15 protein-coding genes and 1 other RNA gene are annotated in these 16,753 nt (G+C 64.8%); 12 read left to right on the top strand and 4 right to left on the bottom strand.

Features of this window, described 5'->3' with window-relative positions:
* The first annotated feature begins 168 nt into the window (after positions 1-168).
* Positions 169-522 (top strand): DUF4148 domain-containing protein, encoded by a 354-nt coding sequence (locus tag HWX76_RS30775; protein ID WP_050011549.1) that lies wholly within the window; start codon positions 169-171, stop codon positions 520-522.
* Positions 523-815: 293 nt separating this feature from the next.
* On the opposite strand, the gene ssrA is transcribed toward HWX76_RS30775, so the two are convergent.
* From ssrA to ompA, 4 genes are all read right to left on the bottom strand, one after another.
* Positions 816-1,185, bottom strand: a transfer-messenger RNA (tmRNA) gene (ssrA, locus tag HWX76_RS30770).
* Positions 1,186-1,202: 17 nt separating this feature from the next.
* Complete coding sequence (gph, locus tag HWX76_RS30765) at positions 1,203-1,916, bottom strand: phosphoglycolate phosphatase (protein WP_050011548.1); 714 nt, start codon at positions 1,914-1,916, stop codon at positions 1,203-1,205.
* Between the two features lie 13 nt (positions 1,917-1,929).
* Entirely contained in the window at positions 1,930-2,628 is a 699-nt protein-coding gene (ubiG, locus tag HWX76_RS30760) for a bifunctional 2-polyprenyl-6-hydroxyphenol methylase/3-demethylubiquinol 3-O-methyltransferase UbiG (protein WP_050011547.1), read from the bottom strand.
* Between the two features lie 152 nt (positions 2,629-2,780).
* Positions 2,781-3,449, bottom strand: a complete 669-nt coding sequence (gene ompA, locus HWX76_RS30755) for an outer membrane protein OmpA (protein WP_050011546.1) — start codon at positions 3,447-3,449, stop codon at positions 2,781-2,783.
* Positions 3,450-4,016: 567 nt separating this feature from the next.
* Between ompA and gyrA the strand changes: the two genes are divergently transcribed.
* The 11 genes from gyrA (at position 4,017) to lapB (ending at position 16,722) form a co-directional block, all read left to right on the top strand.
* Positions 4,017-6,620, top strand: coding sequence for a DNA gyrase subunit A (gyrA, locus tag HWX76_RS30750; RefSeq protein WP_050011545.1), 2,604 nt, complete (start codon positions 4,017-4,019; stop codon positions 6,618-6,620).
* Positions 6,621-6,703: 83 nt separating this feature from the next.
* Positions 6,704-7,303, top strand: a complete 600-nt coding sequence (locus HWX76_RS30745) for a DUF2059 domain-containing protein (protein WP_006486966.1) — start codon at positions 6,704-6,706, stop codon at positions 7,301-7,303.
* Positions 7,304-7,460: 157 nt separating this feature from the next.
* Positions 7,461-8,543 (top strand): 3-phosphoserine/phosphohydroxythreonine transaminase, encoded by a 1,083-nt coding sequence (gene serC / locus HWX76_RS30740; RefSeq protein WP_050011544.1) that lies wholly within the window; start codon positions 7,461-7,463, stop codon positions 8,541-8,543.
* A gap of 33 nt (positions 8,544-8,576) precedes the next feature.
* Positions 8,577-9,659, top strand: coding sequence for a prephenate dehydratase (gene pheA, locus HWX76_RS30735; RefSeq protein ID WP_050011543.1), 1,083 nt, complete (start codon positions 8,577-8,579; stop codon positions 9,657-9,659).
* Between the two features lie 176 nt (positions 9,660-9,835).
* Complete coding sequence (locus HWX76_RS30730; RefSeq protein ID WP_176016836.1) at positions 9,836-10,762, top strand: prephenate dehydrogenase/arogenate dehydrogenase family protein; 927 nt, start codon at positions 9,836-9,838, stop codon at positions 10,760-10,762.
* 13 nt (positions 10,763-10,775) lie between these two features.
* A complete protein-coding gene (gene aroA, locus HWX76_RS30725) occupies positions 10,776-12,080 on the top strand; it encodes a 3-phosphoshikimate 1-carboxyvinyltransferase (protein ID WP_124637824.1) in 1,305 nt (434 codons plus the stop codon).
* Positions 12,081-12,092: 12 nt separating this feature from the next.
* Positions 12,093-12,779, top strand: a complete 687-nt coding sequence (gene cmk, locus HWX76_RS30720) for a (d)CMP kinase (RefSeq protein WP_006476573.1) — start codon at positions 12,093-12,095, stop codon at positions 12,777-12,779.
* A gap of 124 nt (positions 12,780-12,903) precedes the next feature.
* Complete coding sequence (gene rpsA / locus HWX76_RS30715) at positions 12,904-14,634, top strand: 30S ribosomal protein S1 (protein ID WP_011694214.1); 1,731 nt, start codon at positions 12,904-12,906, stop codon at positions 14,632-14,634.
* Between the two features lie 22 nt (positions 14,635-14,656).
* Positions 14,657-14,980, top strand: a complete 324-nt coding sequence (locus HWX76_RS30710; RefSeq protein WP_006486894.1) for an integration host factor subunit beta — start codon at positions 14,657-14,659, stop codon at positions 14,978-14,980.
* A gap of 221 nt (positions 14,981-15,201) precedes the next feature.
* Complete coding sequence (locus HWX76_RS30705) at positions 15,202-15,495, top strand: LapA family protein (RefSeq protein WP_012328123.1); 294 nt, start codon at positions 15,202-15,204, stop codon at positions 15,493-15,495.
* Between the two features lie 54 nt (positions 15,496-15,549).
* A complete protein-coding gene (gene lapB, locus HWX76_RS30700; protein ID WP_050011540.1) occupies positions 15,550-16,722 on the top strand; it encodes a lipopolysaccharide assembly protein LapB in 1,173 nt (390 codons plus the stop codon).
* Positions 16,723-16,753: the final 31 nt, after the last annotated feature.

Genomic DNA, 16,753 nt, shown 5'->3' with positions numbered 1-16,753 from the left:
CGCCCGCATGGGCCGCGCCGACAGTGATTAAGGGTTAACCCGTAAATCAGGAAGGATGTCTTCCTCAAACCTGCCTTATTCTTAAGCATCCACCTACATAAACTTCGGTTTGTCGGCGCTGATCAAGGTGTTCACCGCCGAATCAGACAAATCTGGAGGTAGGTCATCATGAAGTCGCTCGTTCAAGCCGTTGTCGTTGCCGCTGCTCTCGTTGCTCCGGTCGTGTCGTTCGCCCAGTCGGGTTCGACGATCACCCGTGCGCAGGTCCGTGCCGAACTGGTTCAACTCCAGCAGGCCGGTTACAACACCGCCCGCGGCGAGGACCCGCATTATCCGGAAGCGATCCAGGCCGCAACGGCGCGTGTCGCGGAGCAGCAGCGCAGTGCGCTCGCACAGGCTCGAGGCGCCGACGCCGGCGGCTACGGTGCGCAGGCGCAGGGCGCATCGGCGTCGGGTTCGCGCGCAATGGGTGTGCGCCCGGCCAGCGCGGAGGAAATGAAGTCGCTGTATCGCGGCAGCTAAGCGGCACCTCGCCCGGTATGGGCGGCGCGGGCCCCGGCGCGGCGATGCGTCGCGCGCTGCCCGAAGCCTGACCACCGGGCCGGCCGCCACCCGGCGCAATCGACGATGGCGCGGGCGCGGGAGAAACATCCGTCACCTCCGGCCGCCGAACACCGGCGGCATTCCGCCCGGCCCGTCCGTGGCTGGGCGCTTTTTCGGAAGGGAAGGGAAGGCGTGGGGCGTACGCGTTACGCCGGCAACAAAAAACCCCGCAGACTGGCGTCATGCGGGGTTCGTGCGACGAGCGCGGAATTTGGTGGAGGCGGCGGGAATCGAACCCGCGTCCAGAAGCGCTCCACGACTAGTTCTACATGTTTAGTCCAGTCTTTTGATTTAACCGCAGCGACGCGGACGAACACGCTGCACTACGGCGATTCGCTAGATTTTCGACCCTGGCGTCGCGACGCCGACAGGGCTTAACTGACGTAAATGACCTCTGGCGGTATTGCTACCGGTCTTGCGACACTAGCCCGTCAGTGAACTAGGCAGAGGACGGCGGCCCTTAGGCTGCCAGTGCGAACGTATCGTCGTTTGCAGTTACGATTTTCCCATTGATTAACGAGGTGACGGGTCCTCGACATGCCCTAGCCGCTTCACAACCCCTGTCGAAACCAGGTCGCCCCCGCGGATAAGATCGATCATTATAGCCCAACATCGCGCAGCAGGTCCCGCAGTTCCTGCGTCGTATCGACGAGGTGCTGGGCCTGCCAGTCGGCCGGCGCGACGCCGTCGCCGCAATAGCCGTATGCGGCTGCGACGGTGGCCATGCCGGCGGCGCTGCCGGCCTGAATGTCGCGCAGGTCGTCGCCGACGTAGACGATACGCTCGGGCGCGAGCGTCAACTGGTCGGCCGCATGCAGCAGCGGGGCCGGATGCGGTTTCGGATGCGGCGTAGTGTCGCCCCCGACGATGCAGGCGGCGCGCGGCGCGAGGCCGAGCAGCTCGACGAGCGGCGCGGTGAGCCGCATCGCCTTGTTCGTGACGATGCCCCAGCGTACGCCGCGCGCATCGAGTTCGTCGAGCACGTCGCCGATGCCGGGGAACAGCGTCGTATGCACGCAGAGGTCGGCTGCGTAGTTGGCCAGGAACTCGTCGCGCATCGCTTCGTAGCCGGCCGTGTGCGGATCGATGCCGAACGCGCCGCCGAGCAGGCCGCGTGCGCCGGCCGAGGCCAGCGGCCGCAGCACGTCGAGCGACGTTTCGGGCAGGCTGCGCGCGCGCTGCATCTTGTTGACGGCTGCCGCGAGATCGGGCGCCGTGTCGGCGAGCGTGCCGTCCAGATCGAACAGGACCGCATCGCAGTGCAGCAGGCGCGGTTCGTCTGCGATCCGCGCGGTCGAAAGGGGAGTCGTCATGCCGGTCAAAAGGTCATGCGCCGCGTCGGCATGCGACGAGGTAGTTGATGTCGGTGTCGTTCGACAGCGCGAAGCGCTTGCCGATCGGGTGATACGTGATGCCCTTGATCTCGGCGATGTGCAGATCCGTCGCGCGCACGAAGCCGGCCAGTTCCGACGGGCGGATGAAGCGCGCGTAATCGTGCGTGCCCTTCGGCAGCATTTGTGCGATGTATTCCGCGCCGATCACCGCGAACAGGTAGGACTTCAGGTTGCGGTTCAGCGTCGAGAAGAATACCCAGCCGCCCGGCTTCACGAGCGTCGCGCACGCGGCCACGATATCGGCGGGCGACGGCACGTGCTCGAGCATCTCCATGCACGTGACGACGTCGTAGCTGCTCGGTTCGCGCGCGGCGATCGCTTCGGCGGCGATCGCCTCGTAATCGACCGAAATGCCGCTTTCGAGACTGTGCAGATCGGCCACGCCAAGCGCTTCGGTCGACAGGTCGATGCCTTTCACCTGTGCGCCGAGTCCGGCCATCGATTCGGACAGGATGCCGCCGCCGCAGCCGATGTCGAGCACGCGCTTGCCGGCCAGGTGCGCATGCGCGTCGATCCAGCCGAGCCGTACCGGGTTCAGGTCGTGCAGCGGTTTGAATTCGGCATTCGGGTCCCACCACCGATGGGCGAGGTCGCTGAATTTCTGGAGTTCGTGCGGATCGGCGTTGGTCATGTCGGCAAACGGGCTACGAGAGGAGGGCGGTGCGTCGGTGCGTCAGCCCCGAGTATATAAGCGGGCGGACGGCGAGGCCAGCGAGCGCCTGGACGGGCGTCAATGAAAAAGCCCCGCCGGAGCGGGGCTTTGAAGCAGTCGAAAACCGCGGCTTAGTTTGCCGGAACGGTCGTCTTCTGGACTTCTTGCGTACCGACCACTTCGACTTCCACGCGGCGGTCCGGTGCGAGGCAGGCGATGAGTTGCTTGCGGTTCTTCTGGTTGCAGCCGGTCGTAACCGGGTTGCGCTTGCCCTTGCCTTCCGTGTAGATCTTGTTGGCCGGCACACCCTTGCTGACCAGGTACGACTTCACGGCTTGCGCGCGGCGCAGCGACAGACGGTCGTTGTACTTGTCCGAACCGATGCGGTCCGTGTAGCCCGTTGCGACGACCACTTCCGTGTTCATGCCCTGGATCTTCGACGACAGTTCGTCCAGCTTTTGCTTGCCCAGCGGCTTGAGCGTTGCCTTGTCGAAGTCGAACAGTGCGTCAGCTTGATACGTGATCTTCTGGCTCGTGATGGCCGGAGCGACCGGAGCGACCGGCGGCTGCGGTGCCTGGGCGACCAGTGCGCCATCGCACTTCGCGTTGGCGGTGGCCGGCGTCCAGAACGCATCGCGCCAGCAGAGCTCGTTCGTGCCGTTCATCCACACCCATTCGCCCGTGCCGTTCACCCAGTTGTCATTGACGGCTTGACGCGACGCCGGCACCGACTGTGCCGAAGCGGATGCAGCCATAACTGCGGTAGCTGCAATGAACGCGAGCTTTGAAAGTTTATTCATATTTCTCCTCTCGAAATTGAGATTACCGCAGGTTTACTGCGAGCCTGTTGACGGTGACAAGTCATACATTGCTCGAAGTATAACATTGGTGCGGCACAAAAAACGCGGCACCGCTCTGTGTAGACTTCGAGCAGCGTCTAACTTTCAGTGCGTTGGCATTTTGCCATATCGTTCCCTTCCTACGAAAAAAAATCCTCCCCACCCCAAGATCGCTTCAACTTTGTGGTGCATGCGCAACACCCGCCTGCCGTAACTTTTAGAGATTGTCAAGAGCGGGGCGGCGAAATTGCGCGATTGCATGCGGTTGTTTACTCGCGCGCAGGAAACGCGGCGGATGCGATCGCCTGCGACGTCGCGTCGCGTCGCGTACCCGCGTACCCTTTCGTCGGCCCGATTTCGACCGAGGATTTCGGCCGATTCGCCGCGGCCGCGATTTTTGCTGTTTACATATAGTGGGGGAGGCGGATTGGCGGCCGATGGGCGCATGTTAGAATCTCGCGTTGCGTTGCGCATGCAGCGCCCACGCGAAAGGCGTTCGCCGTCTTCGCTCCGAAACGATACGGATACATGGATCAATTCGCCAAAGAGACCCTGCCCACCTCCCTAGAGGAGGAAATGCGCCGTTCGTATCTCGATTACGCGATGAGCGTGATCGTCGGACGTGCCCTCCCGGATGTCCGCGATGGCCTCAAGCCCGTGCACCGGCGCGTGTTGTTCGCGATGCACGAACTGAACAACGACTGGAACCGCGCGTACAAGAAGTCGGCGCGTATCGTCGGTGACGTGATCGGTAAATACCACCCTCACGGCGATACCGCGGTCTACGACACGATCGTGCGGATGGCGCAGGATTTCTCGCTGCGCTACATGCTGATCGACGGGCAGGGCAACTTCGGCTCGATCGACGGCGACAATGCCGCGGCGATGCGTTACACCGAAATTCGCATGGCGAAGATCGGCCACGAGCTGCTCGCCGACATCGACAAGGAAACCGTCGATTTCGAGCCGAACTACGACGGCAACGAAATGCAGCCGTCGGTCCTGCCGTCGCGCATTCCGAACCTGCTGATCAACGGCTCGTCGGGCATCGCGGTCGGCATGGCGACCAACATCCCGCCGCACAACCTGAACGAAGTCGTCGACGCGTGCCAGCACCTGCTCGGCAACCCGGAAGCGACGATCGACGAGCTGATCGAGATCATCCCGGCGCCGGACTTCCCGACGGCCGGCATCATCTACGGCGTCGCCGGCGTGCGCGACGGCTACCGCACCGGGCGCGGGCGCGTCGTGATGCGTGCGGCCACGCACTTCGAGGAGATCGACCGCGGCCAGCGGATGGCGATCATCGTCGACGAGCTGCCGTATCAGGTGAACAAGCGCTCGCTGCTCGAGCGGATCGCCGAGCTCGTCAACGAGAAGAAGCTCGAAGGCATTTCCGACATCCGCGACGAGTCCGACAAGAGCGGCATGCGCGTCGTGATCGAGCTCAAGCGCGGCGAAGTGCCGGAAGTGGTGCTGAACAACCTGTACAAGGCGACGCAGCTGCAGGACACGTTCGGCATGAACATGGTCGCGCTCGTCGATGGCCAGCCGAAGCTGCTGAACCTGAAGGAAATCCTGCAGTGCTTCCTGTCGCACCGACGCGAAGTGCTGACGCGCCGCACGATCTACGAACTGCGCAAGGCTCGCGAACGCGGCCACGTGCTCGAAGGTCTCGCGGTCGCGCTCGCGAACATCGACGAGTTCATCGCGATCATCAAGGCCGCGCCGACGCCGCCGATCGCGAAGCAGGAACTGATGGCGAAGCCGTGGGATTCGTCGCTCGTGCGCGAGATGCTGACGCGCGCCGAGAGCGAGAACGCGGCGGCCGGCGGCCGTTCCGCGTACCGTCCGGAAGGCCTGAACCCGGCGTTCGGGATGCAGACCGACGGGCTGTACCGCCTGTCCGACACGCAGGCGCAGGAAATCCTGCAGATGCGTCTGCAGCGCCTGACCGGCCTCGAGCAGGACAAGATCATCGGCGAGTACCGCGACGTGATGGCGCAGATCGCAGACCTGCTGGACATCCTCGCGCGCCCCGAGCGGATCACGACGATGATCGGCGAGGAACTGACCTCGGTGAAGGCCGAATTCGGCGACGCGCGCCGCTCGAAGATCGAGCTGAACGCGACCGAGCTGAACACCGAGGATCTGATCACGCCGCAGGACATGGTCGTCACGATGTCGCACGCGGGCTACGTGAAGTCGCAGCCGTTGTCCGAGTACCGCGCGCAGAAGCGCGGCGGTCGCGGCAAGCAGGCGACGCAGATGAAGGAAGACGACTGGATCGAGACGCTTTTCATCGCGAACACGCACGACTACATCCTGTGCTTCTCGAACCGCGGCCGCGTGTACTGGGTCAAGGTCTATGAAGTGCCGCAGGGCTCGCGCAATTCGCGCGGCCGTCCGATCGTCAACATGTTCCCGCTGCAGGAAGGCGAGAAGATCAACGTCGTGCTGCCGGTCAAGGAATTCTCGGCCGACAAGTTCATCTTCATGGCGACGTCGCTCGGCACCGTGAAGAAGACGCCGCTCGAAGCGTTCAGCCGCCCGATGAAGAAGGGCATCATCGCAGTCGGCCTCGACGACGGCGACTACCTGATCGGTGCGTCGATCACCGACGGCGCGCACGACGTGATGCTGTTCTCGGACTCCGGCAAGGCCGTGCGTTTCGACGAGAACGACGTGCGTCCAATGGGGCGCGAGGCGCGCGGCGTGCGCGGCATGCAGCTCGAGGACGGGCAGCAGGTCATCGCGATGCTCGTCGCGGGCAGCGAGGAGCAGACCGTGCTCACCGCGACCGAAAACGGCTACGGCAAGCGCACGCCGATCACCGAGTACACGCGCCATGGCCGCGGGACGAAGGGTATGATCGCGATCCAGACGTCCGAGCGCAACGGCAAGGTCGTGGCTGCCACGCTCGTCGACGCCGAGGATCAGATCATGCTGATCACGACGGCCGGCGTGTTGATTCGCACCCGCGTATCCGAGATTCGCGAGATGGGGCGCGCCACGCAAGGTGTTACACTCATCAGTCTCGATGAGGGTACGAAGCTCTCTGGCCTCCAGCAGATCGCCGAGGCCGAAGAGGGAGAGGGCGAAGCCGACGAGGCGTCGGACGGCGAAGCCTGAAGAACGGATGAGACTCTGGCCGCCGCGGGCGAAAAGCGCCGCGGCCGGCGAGCAACCATTCATATTTCCAAAAGGGAGTGATGATGCAAAAGCAATTCAAGCAACTGGTTCTGCTGGCTGCACTGGTGCCGACTTTCGCGATGGCGCAGGCGCTGTCGAATTCCGCACCGGCTGCTCCGGCGGCAGCTGCGCCGATCGATGCCGACAAGAAGGCAGCGATCAAGGATCTGCTCGACGCGATCGACGCGCCGAAGCTCGTGTCGGCAATCGGCAACAGCGCCGAAATGCAGGCCAAGCAGCTCGTGCCGGCCATCCTGTCGGACGCGCTGTCGGAAAACAAGACGCTGAACGACAAGCAGAAGCAGGCTGCCGTTCCGACGCTGCAGAAGAACGCGGTGCCGAAGCTGGTCGACGGTGCTGGCAAGGTGTTCGGCACGCAACAGTTCCAGAGCGACGCGATGTCGGCTCAGTACGACGCGTACGCGAAGTACTACAGCACGTCGGAGATCAAGGATCTGACGACGTTCTACAAGAGCCCGACGGGCCGCAAGTTCATCCAGGTTCAGGATCAGGTCGGTCGCGACGTGGTCAACGGCCTGATGCAGAAGTACATGCCGCAAGCGATCCAGGCAACGCGTACGCAGGCTGACAAGGAAGTCGCAGCAGTCAAGCCGGGCAAGTAAGCTGTCCGGGCGCGCCCCCCCGGCCGTTCGGCCGGGTTTGGCGGGAGCCTGACGACAGTGCGATAATGGCCGTTTGCGCGCGAGCGCAAGCGGCCATTTCTTTTCTGGCGCGTTTTGCCGGCGACAAGCCGGTCGCGTCCCTCCCGAGGTTTTCACGATGCGCGTCTTTAATTTCTCCGCCGGCCCTGCGGCGATGCCCGAGGAAGTGCTGCGGCAGGCCGCCGACGAAATGCTCGACTGGCACGGCAGCGGCATGAGCGTGATGGAGATGAGCCATCGCGGCAAGGAATTCATGTCGATCCACGAGGCCGCGCTGACCGACCTGCGCGACCTGCTAGGCGTGCCGGCGAGCCACCGGATCCTGTTTCTGCAGGGCGGCGGCATCGCGGAAAACGCGATCGTGCCGATGAACCTGCTGGGCGCGCGCAAGACGGCCGACTTCGTCGTGACGGGTTCGTGGTCGCAGAAATCGTTCGGCGAGGCGAACAAGTTCTGCACGCCGCATCTGGCCGCGAGCGGCAAGACGGAAGACGGCTTCACGCGTGCGCCCGTGCGCGCGGAATGGCAACTATCGGACGATCCGGCCTACGTGCATCTGTGCACCAACGAGACGATCGACGGCGTCGAGACGTTCGAGATCCCCGATCTCGGCGACGTGCCGCTGGTCGCGGATGTCTCGTCGCACATCCTGTCGCGTCCGATGGACGTCGCGAAGTACGGCGTGCTGTTTGGCGGCGCGCAGAAGAACATCGGGATGGCCGGCGTGACGGTCGTGATCGTGCGCGAGGATCTGCTCGATCGCGCGCTGTCGATCTGCCCGTCCGCGTTCGAATGGAAGACCATCGCCGCGAACAACTCGCTGTACAACACGCCGCCCACCTACGCGATCTACATCGCGGGCCTCGTGTTCCAGTGGCTGAAGCGGCAGGGCGGCCTCGAAGCGATCGAGGCCCGCAATATCGAAAAATCGAAGCTGCTCTACGACACGATCGACGCGAGCAGCTTCTATCTGAACAAGGTCGAGCCGGCAGCACGTTCGCGGATGAACGTGCCGTTTTTCCTGGCCGACGAAACGCGCAACGAAGACTTCCTTGCCGGCGCAAAGGCGCGCGGGCTGCTGCAGCTGAAGGGCCACAAGTCCGTCGGCGGCATGCGGGCGTCGATCTACAACGCGGTGCCGCTCGAGGGCGTGAAGGCGCTCGTCGAGTACATGAAGGACTTCGAGCAGCGCGGCGCCTGACGGCGGCGCTGCTCAAACAGCACGGCAAAACGCATGGACGACGAACTGAATTCCCGCCTGAAACCGCTGCGCGACCGCATCGACGCGATCGACGCGCAGCTGATCGCGCTCCTGAACCAGCGCGCCGCGGTGGCGCTCGAGGTGGGCGAGGTCAAGAAGCATTTCAACGCGCCGGTGTTCCGGCCCGAGCGCGAGCTGCAGGTGATCGCGCGGCTGCAGGACATGAGCGCCGGGCCGCTCGCGAGCGAGCACATCAGCGCGATCTGGCGCGAGATCATGGCGGCGAGTCGTGCGCTCGAGCAGACGATCCACGTCGCGTTCCTCGGGCCGGTCGGCACGTATAGCGAGCAGGCGATGCTCGAGTATTTCGGCCAGTCGATCGAAGGGCTGCCGTGCCCGTCGATCGACGAGGTGTTCCGCTCGGTCGAGGCCGGTGCGTCCGCGTTCGGCATCGCGCCGGTCGAGAATTCGACCGAAGGCGCGGTATCGCGCACGCTCGACCTGCTGCTGCAGACCCAGCTCGTGATCAGCGGCGAACTCGCGCTGCCGATCCATCACAACCTGCTCACGCAGAGCGGCACGCTCGACGGCGTGACGCGCGTCTGCGCGCATGCGCAGGCGCTCGCGCAATGCCAGCAGTGGCTCGCGGCGAATGCGCCGCAGCTCGAGCGGCAGGCCGTGGCGAGCAACGCGGAGGCCGCGCGCCTCGCGGCGGCCGATCCGACCGTCGCGGCGATTGCCGGCGACCGCGCGGCCGCACACTATGGATTGCAGATCGCGTTCTCGCTGATCCAGGACGATCCGCACAACCGCACGCGCTTCGTGATCGTCGGCAAGCAGCCGGCCGGGCAGAGCGGTCACGACCAGACGTCGCTGATCGTGTCCGTGAAGAACGAGCCGGGCGCCGTGTTCAAGTTGCTCGAGCCGCTCGCACGGCACGGCGTGTCGATGACGCGCTTCGAGTCGCGTCCGGCGCGCGTCGGCACGTGGGAGTACTACTTCTATATCGACATCGAAGGGCACCGTGACGATGCGGCGGTGGCGGCCGCGCTCGCGGAACTCGGCCAGAAGGCCGCGTTCCTGAAGATACTCGGTTCGTATCCGCGCGCACGCTGACGCGCGGCGGCCGTCGCGTGCTTGGCGCAGGCGGGGCGGGCAGGGCAGGCCGGTCCGCTGCCGAAGGCGGGTTCGGGCGGTATCCGGCGCAGGTGGCGCCGGGTGCGGGCCCGTTGCCCGGAATCTGGAATTCCGCGTGCGGGGCGTCGTTTCGCGCGCGTAACTTGGCTCTTGTCGTGTCAGGCTTTGCATTCAACAAACTGGTCATCTTCGGCGTCGGCCTGATCGGCGGATCGCTGGCCCGCGCGCTGCGCGAGCGCGCGCCGGGCGGCGCGGGCGAGATCGTCGGCGTCGGCCGTTCGCGCGCGTCGGTCGAACGTGCGTGCTCGCTCGGCGTGATCGACCGCGCGGCGGCGCTCGACGACGACGCGCAATTGCGCGACGCGCTTGCCGGCGCCGATCTCGTCCTGCTGGCCGCGCCCGTCGCGCAGACGGGCCCGTTGCTCGCGCGCATCGCGCCGTGGCTCGACGGCGCGACGATCGTCACCGATGCCGGCAGCACCAAGTCCGACGTCGTCGCGGCTGCGCGCGACGTACTCGGCGCGCGGATCGCGCAGTTCGTGCCCGGTCATCCGATCGCGGGGCGCGAATCGAGCGGCGTCGAGGCGGCGTTGCCGGACCTCTACGTCGGCCGCAACGTCGTGCTTTGCCCGCTGCCGGAGAACGCGCCCGACGCGGTGGCCCGGATCGACGCGATGTGGCGCGCGACCGGCGCCGACGTGCGCATGATGAGCACCGAGCAGCACGATCGCGTGTTCGCGTCGATCAGCCATCTGCCGCACGTGCTGTCGTTCGCGCTCGTCGAGCAGATTCTCGGCGAGGCTGACGCGGAACTGAAATTCTCGTACGCGGCCGGTGGTTTCCGCGATTTCACGCGTATCGCGGCGTCGAACCCGGAAATGTGGCGCGACGTGTGCGTCGCGAACCGCGCGGCACTGCTCGACGAACTCGACGGCTACACGCGCGTGCTCACGCGGTTGCGTGCGGCGATCGACGCCGGCGACGGCGCGGCGCTCGAAGCCGTATTCACGCGCTCGCGCGCCGCACGCAAGGCATGGCAGGAGCGCGGCGGCGCGCCCGCTGCCGAACCGGTCAAGAAATAACAGGACGATTCCCATGGACTACCTCGATCTCGGCCCGTACTCCAGCGCTTCGGGTACCGTGCGCCTGCCCGGCTCGAAGAGCATTTCGAACCGCGTGCTGCTGCTCGCGGCGCTCGCCGAAGGCGAAACGACGATCACCAACCTGCTCGACTCCGACGACACGCGCGTGATGCTCGACGCACTCGGCAAGCTCGGCGTGAAGCTCGCGCGCGACGGCGACACCTGCGTGGTCACCGGCACGCGCGGCGCGTTCACCGCGAAGACGGCCGACCTGTTCCTCGGCAACGCGGGCACGGCCGTCCGGCCGCTGACCGCCGCGCTCGCGGTAAACGGCGGCGACTATCGCGTGCACGGCGTGCCGCGCATGCACGAACGGCCGATCGGCGATCTCGTCGACGGCTTGCGCCAGATCGGCGCGCAGATCGACTACGAGCTGAACGAAGGCTACCCGCCGCTGCGGATCAAGCCCGCGACGATTGCGGTCGATGCGCCGATCCGCGTGCGCGGCGACGTGTCGAGCCAGTTCCTCACCGCGCTGCTGATGACGCTGCCGCTCGTGAAGACGAAGGACGGCACGACCGTCGTCGAAGTCGACGGCGAACTGATCTCGAAGCCGTACATCGACATCACGATCCGGCTGATGGCGCGCTTCGGCGTGACCGTCGAGCGCGACGGCTGGCAGCGCTTCGTCGTGCCGGCCGGCGTTCGCTACAAGTCGCCGGGACGGATCATGGTCGAGGGCGATGCGTCGTCCGCGTCGTACTTCCTCGCGGCCGGTGCACTGGGCGGCGGCCCGCTGCGGGTCGAGGGCGTGGGGCGCGCGAGCATCCAGGGCGACGTCGGTTTCGCGAACGCGCTGATGCAGATGGGCGCGAACGTGACGATGGGCGACGACTGGATCGACGTGCGCGGCATCGGCCACGATCACGGCAAGCTCGAGCCGATCGACATGGACTTCAACCTGATTCCCGACGCGGCGATGACCATCGCGGTTGCGGCGCTGTTCGCGAGCGGCACGAGCACGCTGCGCAACATCGCGAGCTGGCGCGTGAAGGAGACGGACCGCATTGCCGCGATGGCGACCGAGCTGCGCAAGGTCGGCGCGATCGTCGAGGAAGGCCCCGACTATCTCGTCGTCACGCCGCCGGAAAAGCTCACGCCGAACGCGGCGATCGATACGTACGACGATCACCGGATGGCGATGTGCTTCTCGCTCGTCAGCCTGGGCGGCGTGCCCGTGCGGATCAACGATCCGAAGTGCGTCGGCAAGACGTTCCCCGACTATTTCGACCGCTTCGCCGCGCTCGCCAAGGCCTGACCCACTGTTCCGATGAAATCGACCCGACCCTTTCACCCGACTCCCGTCATCACGATCGACGGCCCGACCGCTTCCGGCAAGGGCACCGTCGCGGCGCTCGTCGCCGCGCACCTCGGCTTCCACCTGCTCGACAGCGGCGCGCTGTACCGGCTCGCCGCGCTCGCGAGCGTGCGCTACGGGATCGCCGCGGAGGACATCGACGCGCTGGTGAAGCTGATCGACGATCTGCACATCACGTTCCGTGAAGGGTGCGCGCAGCTCGACGGCGTCGACGTGTCGAACGACATTCGTGCCGAAGCGGTCGGCAACCGCGCGTCGGCCATTGCCGTGCACGGCCCCGTGCGCACCGCGCTCGTCGCGCGCCAGCGCGCGTTCCGCAAGACGCCGGGCCTCGTGGCGGACGGGCGCGACATGGGCACGGTGATCTTCCCGGACGCCGTGCTGAAGGTGTTCCTGACGGCCAGCGCCGAGGCGCGCGCGACCAGACGGCATAAGCAATTGATGCAAAAAGGTTTTTCTGCTAATATAGATGACTTGCTCCGGGATCTTCGTGAACGTGACGCGCGCGACAGCAATCGCGCAGCCGCGCCGCTGAAGCCTGCGGCAGATGCCAAGCTGCTCGATACGTCGGCGCTTTCGGTCGATGAAGCGGTCGATCAGGTGCTGCAGTGGTACCGGGCGCTCGGCCAGCCCGCCTGAGAAGGCGGGCAGCGGTAGGTGCTTCGCGTCGCAAGCGCGGAGCGTGTTTCGAACCCTTAACCCCGTGTGGTCCTCGATCTGGCCCTTTCAGCCTGCCATTCCGGCCGGCGTGGCACAGCGAGCCATGCACAATCAGATTTTTATGTCCGACCTGCAAACCTCCACCCCGAATACCGAATCCTTTGCGGCTCTGTTCGAAGAGTCGCTGACCCGCCAAGACATGCGCGCCGGCGAAGTGATTTCCGCCGAAGTCGTGCGCGTCGACCACAACTTCGTGGTCGTCAATGCAGGCCTGAAGTCCGAGGCTTACATTCCGATCGAGGAATTCCTGAACGATCAGGGCGAGGTTGAGGTGCAGTCGGGCGATTTCGTGTCCGTCGCGATCGACGCACTCGAAAACGGCTACGGCGACACGATCCTGTCGCGCGACAAGGCGAAGCGCCTTGCATCGTGGCTGTCGCTGGAAAAGGCCCTCGACAACAACGAACTCGTCACCGGCACGATCACCGGCAAGGTGAAGGGCGGCATGACCGTGATGGTCAACGGCATCCGCGCGTTCCTGCCGGGTTCGCTGGTCGACACGCGTCCGGTCAAGGACACGACCCCGTACGAAGGCAAGACGCTCGAGTTCCGCGTGATCAAGCTCGATCGCAAGCGTAACAACGTCGTGCTGTCGCGTCGTGCAGTGATCGAAGCAACCCAAGGCGAAGAGCGCGCGAAGCTGCTCGAGACGCTGAAGGAAGGCGCGATCGTCAACGGCGTGGTCAAGAACATCACCGACTACGGCGCATTCGTCGACCTCGGCGGCATCGACGGCCTGCTGCACATCACCGACATCGCATGGCGTCGCGTGCGTCACCCGAGCGAAGTCCTGTCGGTTGGCCAGGAAGTCACCGCGAAGATCCTCAAGTTCGACCAAGAGAAGAACCGCGTCTCGCTGGGCATCAAGCAACTGGGCGACGATCCGTGGGAAGGCATCTCGCGCCGTTACCCGTCGGGCACGCGCCTGTTCGGCAAGGTCACGAACATCACCGACTACGGCGCATTCGTCGAAGTGGAATCGGGCATCGAAGGCCTCGTCCACGTGTCGGAAATGGACTGGACCAACAAGAACGTCGCGCCGTCGAAGGTTGTCCAGCTGGGCGACGAAGTCGAAGTCATGGTCCTCGAGATCGACGAAGACCGTCGTCGTATCAGCCTCGGCATGAAGCAGTGCAAGCCGAATCCGTGGGATGACTTCAGCCGCAACTTCAAGAAGGGCGACAAGATCACGGGCGCAATCAAGTCGATCACCGACTTCGGCGTGTTCATCGGTCTGCCGGGCGGCATCGACGGCCTGGTCCACCTGTCGGACCTGTCGTGGAGCGAAGCCGGCGAAGAAGCCGTTCGCAAGTACAAGAAGGGCGACGAAGTCGAAGCAATCGTGCTCGGTATCGACGTCGAGAAGGAGCGCATTTCGCTCGGCATCAAGCAGCTCGAAGGCGACCCGTTCAGCAACTACGTTGCAATGAACGACAAGGGCTCGATCGTCGACGGCGTCGTGAAGACGGTCGATGCGAAGGGTGCGGTCGTCACGCTGACGGGCGACATCGAAGGCTACCTGCGTGCGTCGGAAATCTCGCAGGATCGCGTCGAAGATGCACGCAACGTGCTGAAGGAAGGCGACAAGGTCAACGCGATGGTGATCAACATCGATCGCAAGTCGCGCGGCATCAACCTGTCGATCAAGGCGAAGGATTCGGCTGAACAACAGGAAGCGATCCGCGGCCTGCAGTCGGACTCCAGCGCTGCTGCGACCGGTACGACCAACCTCGGCGCGCTGCTGAAGGCGAAGCTCGACGGCCAGAACCAGTAAGCCTTACGAGGTCTGCTGAAGTATGACCAAATCCGAGTTGGTCGCGCAGCTGGCATCGCGATTTCCGCAACTTGTCCTCAAGGATGCGGATTTCGCGGTGAAAACGATGCTCGATGCGATGTCCGACGCCCTGGCGAAAGGGCATCGCATTGAAATTCGGGGTTTCGGCAGCTTCGGCCTCAATCGTCGCCCGGCGCGCGTCGGACGCAACCCGAAGTCGGGGGAGAAAGTGCAGGTGCCCGAGAAGTTCGTGCCGCACTTCAAACCTGGCAAGGAATTGCGTGAACGCGTCGACGGCCGCGCCGGTGAACCGCTGAAGGCTGACGATCCGGACGACGAGCGTTGAGCGTCGTTCGGTGAGCCCGGAACCTGTCCGGCGAAGGCTGAAAAGAAAAGCGCCCCTTGTGGGCGCTTTTTTCATTTCCGGCGGCATGTCCGGCAACCGACCCGCAACGCTGCGCACAGGATCTGCGCAGCCGCGGAAACGCTTCCTTTACAATACGGGTCGATTCGGTGCGACGAAGGGGAGTCGCGCGCCGCGGCAAACCTCAACAAAGAGAGGGCTTCATGAAGTTTATCGTCTGGCTGATCCGGGTATTGGTGTTCGTCCTGCTGCTGGTGCTTGCGCTGGCCAATACACAAACCGCGACGCTGAATTTCGTTGCCGGCTACGCATGGCAAGCGCCGCTGATCCTGATCGGCCTGGCATTCTTCGCCGTGGGGCTGCTGGCCGGCCTGCTGTCCGCGCTGCCTTCGATCTTTCGTTTGCGTCTCGAGAACGGGCGTTTGAAGCGCGATCTGCGTGCGGCGCGCGAAACGCCTGCCGTCATCGACCAGCCGCCGATGCCGCCCGTCATTTAACCCCGGACGCCGCGCGATCATCGCGCGGTTTTCGTCTCTGCTTCGATATTTCGCATGGATCTGGATTTCTGGTGGTTGCTCGCGATTCCGGTCGCGTTCGCGCTCGGTTGGGCGGCGTCACGCTATGACCTGAAGAATCTCCTGTCGGAGAGCGCCAACCTGCCGCGCTCGTATTTTCGCGGCCTGAATTTTCTGTTGAACGAACAACCCGACAAGGCGATCGATGCGTTCATCGAGGTGGCCAAGCTCGACCCCGAAACGGTCGAGTTGCACTTCGCGCTCGGCAACCTGTTTCGCCGTCGCGGCGAGACCGACCGCGCGATCCGCGTGCACCAGAACCTGCTGAGCCGCACCGACCTGCCGGTCAACGAGCGCGACCACGCGCTGTACGAACTGGGTCAGGATTTCCTGAAGGCCGGCCTGCTGGATCGCGCCGAAGAGGCGTTCCACAAGCTCGCGGACGGCGACTACGCGCTCGGCGCACAGCGGGCGCTGCTGACGATCTACGAGATCGAGAAGGACTGGAACAAGTCGATCGATACGGCGAAACGTATCGAATCGATGAGCGACAAGCCGCTCGGCATCGAAATTGCGCAGTTTCACTGCGAACTCGCGCAGGACGCGCTGCAGCGCAAGCAGGCCGACGTGGCGGCCGAACAGTTGCGCCGTGCGCTGACCGTGAATCCGCAGAACGTCCGTGCGACGATCCTGTCCGGCGACGCGGCGCAAGCGGCGGGCGACCACGCGGCCGCGATCGAGCACTGGAAGCGCGTCGAAGCGCAGAACCCGGCGTATCTGCCGCTCGTCGCCGACAAGCTGATGAAGGCGTACGTCGCGCTCGGCAAGAACGTCGAAGGCGCCGAGCTGCTGATGGGGTACGTCGATCGCTATCCGTCGAACGACCTGCTCGACATCGCCTATCAGCATATCGCCGGGTTGCGCGGCCAGGATGAGGCGCACACGCTCGCGCGCACGCAGATGGAAAAGTCGCCGAACCTGTCGGGGATGCTGCACCTGCTCGATGCGCAGATCGCGGCGGCCGACGAACCGCGTCGTAAGGAACTTGAAATGATGCGTGCGCTGATCAAGCAGCGTACGAAAAATCTGCCGCGGTATACGTGCCAGAATTGCGGTTTCCGGGCACGGCTCTTCTACTGGCAGTGCCCCGGATGCAGCGGCTGGGAAACCTATGCGCCGCGCCGCGTCGAACCCGCGATGCCGGGCTGATCCCGGCACGCGGAGCCAACGCGCTGCGGCC

This window comes from Burkholderia sp. BCC0398 (genome assembly GCF_902833245.1).
Taxonomy (GTDB): domain Bacteria; phylum Pseudomonadota; class Gammaproteobacteria; order Burkholderiales; family Burkholderiaceae; genus Burkholderia; species Burkholderia sola.
This window is presented reverse-complemented; position numbering and strand designations above follow the sequence as displayed.

Excerpts from the sequence above, each read along its gene's own strand:
- HWX76_RS30775 (WP_050011549.1), top strand. The coding sequence starts at position 169 with ATGAAGTCGCTCGTTCAAGCCGTTGTCGTTGCCGCTGCTCTCGTTGCT.
- gph (WP_050011548.1), bottom strand. The coding sequence starts at position 1,916 with ATGACGACTCCCCTTTCGACCGCGCGGATCGCAGACGAACCGCGCCTG.
- ubiG (WP_050011547.1), bottom strand. The coding sequence starts at position 2,628 with ATGACCAACGCCGATCCGCACGAACTCCAGAAATTCAGCGACCTCGCC.
- ompA (WP_050011546.1), bottom strand. The coding sequence starts at position 3,449 with ATGAATAAACTTTCAAAGCTCGCGTTCATTGCAGCTACCGCAGTTATG.
- gyrA (WP_050011545.1), top strand. The coding sequence starts at position 4,017 with ATGGATCAATTCGCCAAAGAGACCCTGCCCACCTCCCTAGAGGAGGAA.
- HWX76_RS30745 (WP_006486966.1), top strand. The coding sequence starts at position 6,704 with ATGCAAAAGCAATTCAAGCAACTGGTTCTGCTGGCTGCACTGGTGCCG.
- serC (WP_050011544.1), top strand. The coding sequence starts at position 7,461 with ATGCGCGTCTTTAATTTCTCCGCCGGCCCTGCGGCGATGCCCGAGGAA.
- pheA (WP_050011543.1), top strand. The coding sequence starts at position 8,577 with ATGGACGACGAACTGAATTCCCGCCTGAAACCGCTGCGCGACCGCATC.
- aroA (WP_124637824.1), top strand. The coding sequence starts at position 10,776 with ATGGACTACCTCGATCTCGGCCCGTACTCCAGCGCTTCGGGTACCGTG.
- cmk (WP_006476573.1), top strand. The coding sequence starts at position 12,093 with ATGAAATCGACCCGACCCTTTCACCCGACTCCCGTCATCACGATCGAC.
- rpsA (WP_011694214.1), top strand. The coding sequence starts at position 12,904 with ATGCACAATCAGATTTTTATGTCCGACCTGCAAACCTCCACCCCGAAT.
- HWX76_RS30710 (WP_006486894.1), top strand. The coding sequence starts at position 14,657 with ATGACCAAATCCGAGTTGGTCGCGCAGCTGGCATCGCGATTTCCGCAA.
- HWX76_RS30705 (WP_012328123.1), top strand. The coding sequence starts at position 15,202 with ATGAAGTTTATCGTCTGGCTGATCCGGGTATTGGTGTTCGTCCTGCTG.
- lapB (WP_050011540.1), top strand. The coding sequence starts at position 15,550 with ATGGATCTGGATTTCTGGTGGTTGCTCGCGATTCCGGTCGCGTTCGCG.